Origin of the sequence: Jiangella rhizosphaerae (genome assembly GCF_003579925.1) — a bacterium.
Taxonomy (GTDB): domain Bacteria; phylum Actinomycetota; class Actinomycetes; order Jiangellales; family Jiangellaceae; genus Jiangella; species Jiangella rhizosphaerae.
The window spans coordinates 1-10575 of the sequence record NZ_QUAL01000391.1; the positions used below are offsets into that span (position 1 = coordinate 1).

Genomic DNA, 10575 nt, shown 5'->3' on the forward strand with positions numbered 1-10575 from the left:
CAAGCTCGCCCTCACCTACCGCGGAGGCATCGTGCTCGCCGCCGTCACCATCTGGCTACGCCAATAAGGAGACGCGCCCTAGGTCATTCAGCCTGCATCGAACATGCTGACGATTGCCTCACCAGTCGTGAGGATCGCGGTCAGGGTGAGGTGGCGTGATCGGCGGTGGAGCGGCAGGCGACACCCGGCCAGATCGTGACCGCCGCCCGAGAGGCTGGGCTGGAGCTGCGCCACCTCGCCGGGTACCCCGACCGCCCCCGCTCTCGTTGATCTTGGAGTAAAGCGGCAATTGCAGTCACATTTGTCCGATTGATACCCGCATTACTCCAAGATCAACTTTGGTGGGGCGTGGTGATGGGCCGTCAGGCCAAGGCGGCGGTGAGCAGGTCGTACGCAGAGCGGTCGTAGGCGACCAGGCGGATCAGCTCCACCCGGGTGTCAGCCGAGCGGACGGTGTCGACGGCGATGCGGGCGGCCTGGTCGGGCGGGTAGCCGTAGACGCCGGTCGAGATGGCCGGGAACGCGACCGACCGGGCGCCGAGCGTGTCGGCGATCTCCAGTGACCGCCGGTAGCACGACGCCAGCAGCGAGGCCTCCCCAGCGGATCCCCCGCGCCAGACCGGGCCCACCGTGTGGATGACGTGCTTCACCGGCGGGTCGAGGTCGAACGCCGGGGTCGCCACGGCCGAGCCGGGCGGGCACGGCGCCAGCGCTCCGCCGGCCTCGGCCAGCCGCGGTCCCGCGGCCCGGTGGATGGCGCCGTCGACCCCGCCACCGCCGCGCAGCGACGAGTTGGCCGCGTTGACGATCGCGTCGACGTCCTCGCGGGTGATGTCGCCCTGGACCACCTCGACCCGAGCCATGCCGCCACGGTACCCGTCAGGCCCAGTCGCGCCCCGCCGCCACCGCCTCGCGCACCGCGGCGAGCTGCTCGCGCACCCGGTCCGGCGCCGTGCCGCCGCGCGCCGACCGCGACGCCAGCGACCCCGGCACCGACAGTACCGAGCGCACGGACGGCGTCAGCGACGGCGAGATCGCCGCGAGGTCCTCGTCGGTCAAGTCCCACAGCTCGATCCCGCGCGACTCGCACTCCCGTACGCACGCCCCCGCGATCTCGTGCGCCGACCGGAACGGCACCCCTTCGCGGACCAGCCACTCCGCCACATCGGTGGCCAGCGAGAACCCCTGCGGCGCCAGCTCCTCCAGCCGCGGCGCGTTGAACCGCAGCGTCGCCACCATGCCGGTGAACGCGGGCAGCAGGACGGTGAGCGTGTCGACGGAGTCGAACACCGGCTCCTTGTCCTCCTGCAGGTCGCGGTTGTACGCGAGGGGCAGCGCCTTGAGCGTCGTCAGCAGGCCGGACAGGTTCCCCACCAGCCGGCCGGCCTTGCCGCGGGCCAGCTCGGCGATGTCGGGGTTCTTCTTCTGCGGCATGATCGACGAGCCGGTGGACCAGGCGTCGTCGAGGGTGACGAAGGAGAACTCCTTGGTCGCCCACAGGATGACCTCCTCGGCGATCCGCGACACGTCGACGCCGATCATGGCGAACACGAAAGCCGCCTCGGCGACGAAGTCGCGGGACGCCGTCCCGTCGATCGAGTTCTCGACCGACGCGGAGAACCCCAGCTCGCGCGCGACGAACACCGGGTCCAGCCCCAGCGACGAGCCCGCCAGCGCGCCCGACCCGTACGGCGACTCGTCCGTGCGCCGGTCCCAGTCGCGCAGCCGGTCGACGTCGCGCAGCAGCGCCCATGCGTGCGCGAGCAGGTGGTGCGACAGCAGGACGGGCTGGGCGTGCTGCAGGTGAGTCCGGCCGGGCATGGCGACCCCGAACTGCGACGAAGCCTGCTCGACCAGCGCGTCGACCAGGTCGAGGACCAGCCCGGACACCGTCCGCGCCGACTCGCGCAGGTACATCCGGAACAGCGTGGCCACCTGGTCGTTACGGGACCGCCCGGCGCGCAACTTCCCGCCCAGCTCCGGCCCGACACGGTCGATCAGGCCGCGCTCCAGCGCGGTGTGCACGTCCTCGTCCGCCGCGGCGGGGGCGAACGCGCCGGACGCGACGTCGGCGGCCAGCCGGTCCAGGCCCTCGCGCATCGCCGTCAGCTCGTCGGCGGTCAGCAGGCCGGCCTGGTGCAGGACCGCCGCGTGCGCCTTCGACCCGTCGATGTCGTAGGGGGCGAGGCGCCAGTCGAACTGCGTCGACTTGGAAAGCACCGCCAACGCGTCCGCCGGCCCGCCCTCGAACCGGCCGCCCCACAGTGCACTGCTGTTCACACGTCCTCCGTCATGCCGCTCGTCGTTCCTGTTCAGCAAGGGGTAGCCGCACCGTCCCGCTCGCGCCCGCCAGCTCGCGACGGGCCGCCTCGAGTACCGCGGCGCCGGCGGCCAGCACCGAGCCGCCGGGTCCGACGAGGCCGTGCGCGCGGGCCAGCTGCCCGGTCAGCAGCAGCGCCTCGGCCAGGGTGACGGTCTCGCCGTCGAGGGCGACCGGGCGGCCGTCGTCGAACGTGACGGTCATGACGGCGGCACGGGGACGTTGCCCTCGGCGAGGGCCAGGAACCACGCGGCGACGTCGGCCCCGCCCTCCGGATCGGTCGAGATGACGAGGACGGTGTCGTCGCCGGCGATGGTGCCCAGGATGTCCGCGCGCGCCGCGTGGTCGATGGCCGACGCGAGATACTGCGCGGCGCCGGGCGGGGTGCGCAGCACCACCAGGTTGGCCGACGACCGCGCCGAGATCAGGATCTCCTCGCAGACCCGGATCAGCCGGGCGTCGACGGCGGACTTCGAAGCGGCCAGCGGCCGGGAGTCGCCGCCCTCGCCGGGCAGCGCGTAGACCAGCCAGCCGTCGGCGTTGCGGATCTTCACCGCGCCCAGCTCGTCGAGGTCGCGCGAGAGCGTCCCCTGGGTGACCTCGATGCCGTTCTCGGCCAGCCGCTCGGCCAGCTCCGTCTGCGACCGGATCGGGGTCCGCGCCAGGATCTCCGCGATGCGCCCGTGCCGGGCCGCGCGGGTGGCCGGCTGCGTCATCCCGTCGCCTCCTGCGCGAGCAGCCAGGTCAGCAGCGCCTTCTGGGCGTGCAGCCGGTTCTCGGCCTCGTCCCAGACGGCGCTGGCCGGGCCGTCGATCACCTCCGCGGCGATCTCCTTGCCGCGGTAGGCGGGCAGGCAGTGCAGCACGATCGCGTCGGGCGCCGCGGCCTTCACCGCGTCCTGGGTGAGCGCGAACGGGACGAACGGCGCCTCGCGGTCGCCGGCTTCGGACTCCTGCCCCATCGACACCCAGGTGTCGGTGGCCAGCACGTCGGCGCCGGCGAAGCCGTCGGCGGGGTCGGTGACGTGCGCGACCGACCCGCCGGTCTGCGCGGCGATGGCCGCCGCCCGCTCCAGCACCGCGGCCGACGGTGCGTAGCCCGCCGGCGACGCGACCCGCACGTGCATGCCGACGGACGCGCCGGCCAGCAGGTACGAGTGCGCCATGTTGTTGGCGCCGTCGCCGGCGTAGGTCAGCGTCAGCCCGGCCAGGGTGCCCTTGCGCTCGCGGACGGTCTGCAGGTCGGCCAGCAGCTGGCACGGGTGGTAGTCGTCGGTGAGCGCGTTCACGACGGGGACGGCGGCGGCCTCGGCCATCGCCTCCAGCCGGCCCTGCTCGTAGGTGCGCCAGACGATCGCGGCGCACTGGCGGTCCAGCACCCGCGCGGTGTCGGCGATCGGCTCGCCACGGCCCAGCTGCGACGTCTGCGCGTCGATGACCAGCGGGTACCCGCCCAGCTCGGCGATGCCGACGCTGAACGACACCCGGGTGCGGGTGGAGTGCTTGTCGAAGATCACCGCGACGGCGCGCGGGCCCTCCAGCGGCCGGTACGCGAACCGGTCCGCCTTGAGCTCGTCGGCCATGTCGAGCACCTCGAGGTACTCGGCCGGCGACAGGTCGTCGTCGCGGAGGAAGTGCCGGGTCATCGGGTCTCCTTCGGGGCGGTCCCGACGGCGTCGAGCACCGCCGGCAGCGCCGCCAGGAACTCGTCGGCCTGCGTCGTGTCGAGGATCAGCGGCGGCGCGAGCCGGATCGTATCGGGGTTGACGGCGTTGACGATGAACCCCGCGCCGAGCGCCTCACTCAGCACCTGCCCGGCGACGGGCGCGGCCAGCTCGATGCCCAGCAGCAGCCCTCTCCCCCGCACGCCGCGGACCAGCGGGTGACCCAGCGCCAGCACCTCGGCGCGCAGGTGCGTCCCGACGGTGCGGACGTTCTCGAGCAGGCCGTCACGCTCGATGGCGTGCAGCACGGCCAGCCCGGCCGCCGCCGCGACCGGGTTGCCGCCGAACGTGGTGCCGTGCGAGCCGGGTCCGAGCAGGTCCGCGGCCCGGCCCAGGCCGATGCAGGCGCCGATCGGGAAGCCGCCGCCGAGGCCCTTGGCGACGGTGACGACGTCGGGCACGATGCCCTCGACGGTGTGGCCGAACCAGTCGCCGGTGCGGCCGATGCCGGTCTGGATCTCGTCGACGACCAGCAGCGTCCCGGCCCGCTCGGTGATCTCGCGGGCCGCCGCCAGGTAGCCGGCCGGTGCCGGGACGACGCCGGCCTCGCCCTGCACCGGCTCGAGGAACACCGCGGCGGTGTCGCCGTCGACGGCCTCCTCCAGCGCCTCGGCGTCGCCGAACGGCACGAACGTCACGCCGGCGGGCAGCGGCTCGAACGGCTCGCGGATGACCGCCTTGCCGGTCAGCGCCAGTGCGCCCATCGTCCGGCCGTGGAAGCCGCCCTCGGTGGCGACGATCTTCGGCCGTCCGGTGCGCCGGGCGATCTTGAAGGCCGCCTCGTTGGCCTCCGTGCCGGAGTTGGTGAAGAACACCCGGCCGGACCCGCCCACGAGGTCGAGCAGCCGCTCGGCCAGCGCGATCTGCGGCGCGCTGGCGAAGAAGTTCGACACGTGACCGAGCGTGGCCAGCTGGGCGGTGATCGCGGACACCAGCAGCGGGTGCGCGTGGCCCAGTGAGTTCACCGCCAGCCCGCCGAGCAGGTCGAGGTAGCGCCGTCCGTCGGCGTCCCACACGTAGCAGCCCTCGCCGCGGACGAGCACCCGCTGCGGGCTGCCGAACGTGTTCATCAGCGCCTGGCCGTAGCGCGCGGTCCAGGTGGCGTTGTTGCTCGCGGCCAGCGCGTCCTCGCCCAGCCCGGGCACCTTCGCCAGCTCAGCCTGGTACGTCATCACGGGACCACCATCGTTCCCACACCCTCGTCGGTGAACACTTCCAGCAGCAGCGAGTTGGGCACCCGTCCGTCGATGATCGTCGCCTCCGGCACGCCGCCCTCGACCGCGCGCAGGCACGCCTGCATCTTCGGGATCATGCCCGACGACAGCGACGGCAGCAGCGTCGTCAGCTCGCCGGCGGTGATCTCCTGGACGATCTCGGTGTCGGCCGGGTAGTTGCGGTACAGGCCCTCGACGTCGGTCAGCACGACGAGCTTCTCCGCGCCCAGCTCGACCGCCAGCGCGGCCGCGGCGGTGTCGGCGTTGACGTTGTGCACGACGCCGTCGATGTCGGGCGCGACCGACGACACCACCGGGATGCGTCCCGCGTCGATGAGATCGAGCACCGCGCCGGCGTCGACCTCGGCCACGTCGCCGACCAGCCCGATGTCGACCGGCTCGCCGTCGACGACGGCGGACTGCCGTTCCGCGGTGAACAGGCCCGCGTCCTCGCCGGACAGCCCGACGGCGAGCGGCCCGTGGGCGTTCATCAGCCCGACGATCTCGCGGCCGACCTGGCCGACCAGCACCATCCGGACGACGTCCATCGCCTCGGGTGTGGTCACCCGCAGGCCGCCGCGGAACTCGCTCTCGATGCCGAGGCGGTCGAGCATCGCGGTGATCTGCGGCCCGCCGCCGTGCACGACCACCGGCTTCAGGCCGGCGAGCCGGAGGAACACGATGTCGTCGGCGAAGGCCCGTTTGAGGCCGTCGTCGATCATCGCGTTGCCGCCGTACTTCACCACGACGATCTTGCCGTGGAACCGCTTGAGCCAGGGCAGCGCCTCGACCAGGACACCGGCCTTGGCCAGCGCGGCCGTCGCCGTCGTCGTCGCGCTCATGTCGAGTACGCCGAGTTCTCGTGCACGTAGTCGTGCGTGAGGTCGCTGGTCAGGATCGTCGCGGTGGACGCGCCGGCGTTCAGCTCGACCAGGACGTGCACCTGGCGGCCGGTCAGGTCGACGGACGTGGACGGCTCGCCGAACTGCGTCCCGCCGGCCCGGCAGACCTTGACCCCGTTCATCGAGATGTCGATCTTCTCCGGCTCGAACACGGCTGTCGTCGTGCCGACGGCGGCCAGCACGCGGCCCCAGTTCGGGTCGTTGCCGAAGACGGCGGCCTTGAACAGGTTGCTCCGGGCGACGGCCCGCGCGACCTCGACGGCGTCGTCCTCGCTCGCCGCGCCGGTGACCTCGATGGCGATGTCGTGGTGCGCGCCCTCGGCGTCGTGCCAGAGCTGCTCGGCGAGGTCGGCGCAGACGGCGGTGACCGCCGCGGACAGCGCGTCCTGGGTGGGTGTGACGCCCGAAGCGCCGCTGGCCATGAGCACGACGGTGTCGTTGGTGGACATGCAGCCGTCGGTGTCGAGCCGGTCGAAGGTCGTCTTCGTCGCGGCCCGAAGCGCGGCGTCGAGCGTGGCGGCGTCGGCGGCGGCGTCGGTGGTGATGACGACGAGCATGGTGGCCAGCGCGGGGGCGAGCATGCCGGCGCCCTTGGCCATGCCACCCACGACCCAGCCGTCACCGGACGCCGTCGCCTGCTTCGCGACGGTGTCGGTCGTCATGATCGCCTCGGCCGCGGCGGGGCCGCCGTCGGGCGACAGCTGCGCGTGAGCGGCGCGGATGCCGGCCTCGAGGATCGGCCGGTCCAGCGGCTGGCCGATCAGCCCGGTGGAGCAGACGGCGACGTCGAAGGCCTGGCCGCCGGTCAGTTCGGCGACGAGTTCGGCGCTGGCGTGTGTGGTCTGGAAGCCCTCGGGGCCGTTGTAGCAGTTGGCGCCGCCGGAGTTCAGCACGACGGCGGACAGCCGTCCGTCGACTATGGTCCGCTCGCTCCAGAGCACGGGATTGGCCTTGCACCGGTTCGACGTGAACACGGCGGCGGCGCTGTGCTGCGGGCCGTCGTTGACGACGAGCGCGACGTCGGGCTTGCCGCTGGGCTTCAGGCCGGCGACCACGCCGGCCGCCCGGAAGCCGGCCGCTACGGTGACGCTCACGGCGCCACCCCCGTCGTCGGCAACCCGAGTGTCTCGGGCAGCCCGAGCGCGAGGTTGGCCGACTGGATCGCCGCGCCCGCGGTGCCCTTCGCGAGGTTGTCGATGGCGGCGATCGCGACCACCCGGCCGGCCGCCTCGTCGACCGTCACCTGGACGTGCGCGGTGTTGGCGCCGAGGACGGCGGCCGTGGTGGGCCACTGCCCCTCGGGCAGCAGGTGGACGAACGGCTCGTCGGCGTAGGCGTCGGCCCATGCGGCCCGCACGCTGCCGGCGTCGCCGCTCAGCTTCGCCGTGACGGTGGCGAGGATGCCGCGGCTCATCGGGACCAGCGTCGGCGTGAACGAGAGCGTCACCGGCGCACCGCCGCTGGCGAGCTGGAGGTTCTGCTGGATCTCGGGGATGTGCCGGTGGACGCCGCCGACGGCGTACGGGCTGGCCGCGCCCATGATCTCGCTGGCCAGCAGGTGCGGCTTGAGCGACTTGCCCGCTCCGGACGTGCCGCAGGCCAGCACCGCGACGATGTCGTCGGGCGCAACGACACCCGCGGCCAGGCCGGGCGCGAGCGCGAGCGTGACGGCGGTGACGTTGCAGCCGGGGACGGCGATCCGCTTGGCGCCCGGGAGGGCGTCGCGCTGCTTGCCGCCGTCCTTGCGGACGAGTTCGGGCAGGCCGTACGGCCAGCTGCCGGCATGCTCGGTGCCGTAGAACCGCTGCCACGCCGCGGCGTCGGTGAGCCGGTGGTCGGCGCCGCAGTCCAGCACCAGCACGTCGTCCGGCAGCTGCGCGGCGACCTGCGCGGACGTGCCGTGCGGCAGCGCGAGGATCACCACGTCATGCCCGGCCAGCGCCTCGGCCGTCGTGGGCTCGAGGGTCCGGTCGGCCAGCTCGATCAGCTGCGGGTGGTGAGCGATGAGGCGGTCGCCCGCCTTCGAGTGCGCCGTCACCGTCCCCACGCCGAGTTCGGGGTGCGCGAGCAGCAGGCGCAGCAGCTCGCCGCCCGCATAGCCACTCGCTCCCGCGATCGCCACAGTCGCTCCCATGCGAATGAGTATGCAGAGTTCCGCAAATTCATGCAACGTGGTTCCGGTCACGCGGAATCCAGGTGCGGTGGCGACTCGCTCTCGGGGACGATGGCGCGATGCCGCCCGTCACCGCGTCCGGAGCCCGCGCCAGCTGGGACCGTCTGCCCGCCGCCGTGCGGGCCGGCGTCGAGGACGTGCTCGGCTCGCCCGTCGTCGCGGCCGTCAACCAGCCCGGCGGCTTCTCCCCCGGCCTGGCCGCGCGCGTGCGCTCTGCCGACGGCGCCCGGGCGTTCGTCAAGGCGGTCGGCACGCCGCTCAACCCGGAGTCGCCGGGCATCCACCGGCGCGAGGCGATCGTGGCGGCGGCGCTGCCGGACGAGGCGCCGGTCCCGCGGCTGCGCGGTTCCTACGACGACGGCGACTGGGTCGCCCTGGCTGGCCGATCTGGCGGCGTCGGCGCTCGACGTGGCCGGCGGCGACACCCTGGTCCACTTCGACCTGCGGGCCGACAACGTCCTGCTGTCCGGTTCGCGGGTGTGGTTCGTGGACTGGCCCTGGGCGTTCCGGGGCGCGGCCTGGATCGACTCGGTGATGCTGCTGAAGAACGCCGCGTTCCACGGCCACGACCCCGAGCCCTACCTCGTCGGCCACCCGCTCCTCGCGGACGTGGACCCCTGGCACGTGACGGCGTTCCTGGCCGGCATGGCCGGCTTCTTCGGCTCAGCTGGGCGCCGGCCCGCGCCGCCCGGGCTGCCGACGCTGCGGGACTTCCAGCTGGCACAGCACGCGACGACGCTGGCCTGGGTGCGCCGCCGCACCCGCTGGGACTGAGCGATCAGCGCGGGGCGACCAGCTCGGCCGGGACGATGCGGACCGGGTACGGCCGGGTCAGCTCGAGCGCCTCGTCGCCGATCGCCCGGCCGGCCTCGGCGTAGACGCCGTCGCGCAGCTCCCAGGCCGTGACGGACGGCTCGTCGGGGTCGACCACCCAGTACGAGGGCGTTCCCGCGGCCTCGTAGCGGGACCGCTTGAGCAACAGGTCGTACCGCCGCGTCGACGGAGACAGCACCTCGACCGCCAGCAGCGGCGCCTTCGGCAGATCGCGTTCGGTGAGATCGGCGACCCGGGTGACCAGCACGTCCGGTTCCAGGACGGTGTCGTCGCTCAAGGCCACATCGAGCGGCGCGAAGAACACCTCCAGCCCGTCTGGACAGGCGTCTTCGAGCAACCGGCTCAGGCGTCGGACCGCGCGCTGGTGCTTCGGAGCGGGTGCCGGGGTCACGAGAAGCACCCCGTCGAGAAGCTCGTGCCGCCGCCCGTCATCGGGCATCGCGTCCAGCTCGGCCCGGGTGATCGGCCCGGGATTGAGCGGCGGCAGCTCGTCGCTGCGCGGAGCGGTCATGACCACCATGCTGCCTCCAGTTCGTCACGATGGCCAACGCTGCCACGCGACGACTCGCGGCGCGAATCGCTATCCACAGGGCTGTGGATAACTCAGCGGAGCGGGTCGCCGGGGCCCGCGGTGGGCAGGCGGAGGGTGCGCGCGTCGTGCGCCAGGATGTCGTCGCGCAGCGCCAGCAGCGACTCGACGGTGTCCGTCCCGGCGCGGAAGAACCGGCCGCCAAGCTCGTCGAGACGGCCGTCGCCGATGGCGGCGACGAGCTCGACCACCTGGTCCGGCGGCGTCCACTCCGTCCGGGCGGCGTGCATCGGCATCGCCGTGGTCATCTCGGTCTCGACGTGGCCGGGCGCCAGGTCGAACGCCCGCACGCCCTGCGACCGGTACTGCAGGTCGAGCAGGCCGGTGAAGCGGGCCAGCGCGCCCTTCGAGACCGCGTAGCCGGTGTAGATCTCAGCGGCCCGGTAGCCGAGCCCGCTGTTCATGTTGACGATGCGGCCACCGCCGCCGGCCAGCATGACCGGCAGGACGGCGTGCGTGACCAGCAGCGGGCCGCGGACGTTGACCTCGACGACGTGCCAGCTGTCCTCGACGTCGGTGTCGAGGAACGCCGCCTCGACCGGTTCGATGACGCCGGCGTTGTTCACCAGCAGGTCGATGCGGTCCAGGTGGCCGGCCACCGCGCGCACGGCCTCGGCGACGTCGTCGCGGTCGACGACGTCGGCGGTCACGCCGACCGCCGCGACGCCGTGGGCGCGGCACTCGGCGACGACCTCGTCCAGGCGGAGACGGTCGCGCGCGATCAGCCCGACGGACACGCCGCGCGCGGCCAGCCCGACGGCCAGCGCGCGCCCGATGCCCCGGCTCGCACCGGTGACCAGCGCCGTCCGGCCGGCCGGCA

At 73.3% G+C, this 10575-nt stretch carries 12 protein-coding genes; 1 reads left to right on the top strand and 11 read right to left on the bottom strand.

Going from position 1 to position 10575, the window contains the following annotated elements; genetic code table 11:
• Positions 1-362 precede the first annotated feature (362 nt).
• The 9 genes from DY240_RS26460 to argC are packed head-to-tail and all read right to left on the bottom strand — an operon-like array spanning position 363 to position 8293.
• On the bottom strand, positions 363-863 hold the full coding sequence (locus tag DY240_RS26460) for an O-acetyl-ADP-ribose deacetylase (protein ID WP_119662666.1): 501 nt from the start codon (positions 861-863) through the stop codon (positions 363-365).
• Positions 864-879: 16 nt separating this feature from the next.
• Positions 880-2280 (bottom strand): argininosuccinate lyase, encoded by a 1401-nt coding sequence (gene argH / locus DY240_RS26465; RefSeq protein WP_119662667.1) that lies wholly within the window; start codon positions 2278-2280, stop codon positions 880-882.
• A 10-nt stretch (positions 2281-2290) separates the two neighbouring features.
• A complete protein-coding gene (locus DY240_RS26470; protein ID WP_119662668.1) occupies positions 2291-2524 on the bottom strand; it encodes a hypothetical protein in 234 nt (77 codons plus the stop codon).
• Positions 2521-3036 carry an arginine repressor gene (locus DY240_RS26475; protein WP_119662669.1) on the bottom strand — a complete coding sequence of 172 codons (516 nt, stop codon included), beginning with the start codon at positions 3034-3036 and terminating at the stop codon, positions 2521-2523. The genes DY240_RS26470 and DY240_RS26475 overlap by 4 nt, the downstream gene beginning before the upstream one ends.
• The gene (argF, locus tag DY240_RS26480; protein WP_119662670.1) at positions 3033-3965 is read right to left on the bottom strand and encodes an ornithine carbamoyltransferase; all 933 of its coding nucleotides are present in this window, start codon (positions 3963-3965) and stop codon (positions 3033-3035) included. The genes DY240_RS26475 and argF overlap by 4 nt, the downstream gene beginning before the upstream one ends.
• Entirely contained in the window at positions 3962-5215 is a 1254-nt protein-coding gene (locus tag DY240_RS26485) for an acetylornithine transaminase (protein ID WP_119662671.1), read from the bottom strand. The genes argF and DY240_RS26485 overlap by 4 nt, the downstream gene beginning before the upstream one ends.
• Positions 5215-6099, bottom strand: coding sequence for an acetylglutamate kinase (gene argB, locus DY240_RS26490; protein ID WP_119662672.1), 885 nt, complete (start codon positions 6097-6099; stop codon positions 5215-5217). The genes DY240_RS26485 and argB overlap by 1 nt, the downstream gene beginning before the upstream one ends.
• Positions 6096-7253 carry a bifunctional glutamate N-acetyltransferase/amino-acid acetyltransferase ArgJ gene (gene argJ / locus DY240_RS26495; RefSeq protein WP_119662673.1) on the bottom strand — a complete coding sequence of 386 codons (1158 nt, stop codon included), beginning with the start codon at positions 7251-7253 and terminating at the stop codon, positions 6096-6098. Before argJ ends, argB begins: the two co-directional genes overlap by 4 nt.
• Positions 7250-8293: an N-acetyl-gamma-glutamyl-phosphate reductase gene (gene argC, locus DY240_RS26500; RefSeq protein ID WP_119662674.1), complete on the bottom strand. Its 1044-nt coding sequence runs from the start codon at positions 8291-8293 to the stop codon at positions 7250-7252. Before argC ends, argJ begins: the two co-directional genes overlap by 4 nt.
• A 447-nt stretch (positions 8294-8740) precedes the next feature.
• Between argC and DY240_RS33025 the strand changes: the two genes are divergently transcribed.
• Entirely contained in the window at positions 8741-9106 is a 366-nt protein-coding gene (locus DY240_RS33025; RefSeq protein WP_199702505.1) for a hypothetical protein, read from the top strand.
• A 4-nt stretch (positions 9107-9110) separates the two neighbouring features.
• Here the strand turns inward: DY240_RS33025 and DY240_RS26510 are convergent, their stop codons facing one another.
• The gene (locus DY240_RS26510) at positions 9111-9677 is read right to left on the bottom strand and encodes a Uma2 family endonuclease (RefSeq protein ID WP_119662675.1); all 567 of its coding nucleotides are present in this window, start codon (positions 9675-9677) and stop codon (positions 9111-9113) included.
• Between the two features lie 92 nt (positions 9678-9769).
• On the bottom strand, positions 9770-10575 hold an 806-nt coding region (locus DY240_RS26515), incomplete at its 5' end, for an SDR family NAD(P)-dependent oxidoreductase (protein ID WP_147375539.1).

Coding starts and splice junctions, on each gene's coding strand:
- argC (WP_119662674.1), bottom strand. CDS start 8,293: ATGGGAGCGACTGTGGCGATCGCGGGAGCGAGTGGCTATGCGGGCGGC.
- argB (WP_119662672.1), bottom strand. CDS start 6,099: ATGAGCGCGACGACGACGGCGACGGCCGCGCTGGCCAAGGCCGGTGTC.
- argF (WP_119662670.1), bottom strand. CDS start 3,965: ATGACCCGGCACTTCCTCCGCGACGACGACCTGTCGCCGGCCGAGTAC.
- DY240_RS26510 (WP_119662675.1), bottom strand. CDS start 9,677: ATGACCGCTCCGCGCAGCGACGAGCTGCCGCCGCTCAATCCCGGGCCG.
- DY240_RS26460 (WP_119662666.1), bottom strand. CDS start 863: ATGGCTCGGGTCGAGGTGGTCCAGGGCGACATCACCCGCGAGGACGTC.
- DY240_RS26470 (WP_119662668.1), bottom strand. CDS start 2,524: ATGACCGTCACGTTCGACGACGGCCGCCCGGTCGCCCTCGACGGCGAG.
- DY240_RS26485 (WP_119662671.1), bottom strand. CDS start 5,215: ATGACGTACCAGGCTGAGCTGGCGAAGGTGCCCGGGCTGGGCGAGGAC.
- DY240_RS26475 (WP_119662669.1), bottom strand. CDS start 3,036: ATGACGCAGCCGGCCACCCGCGCGGCCCGGCACGGGCGCATCGCGGAG.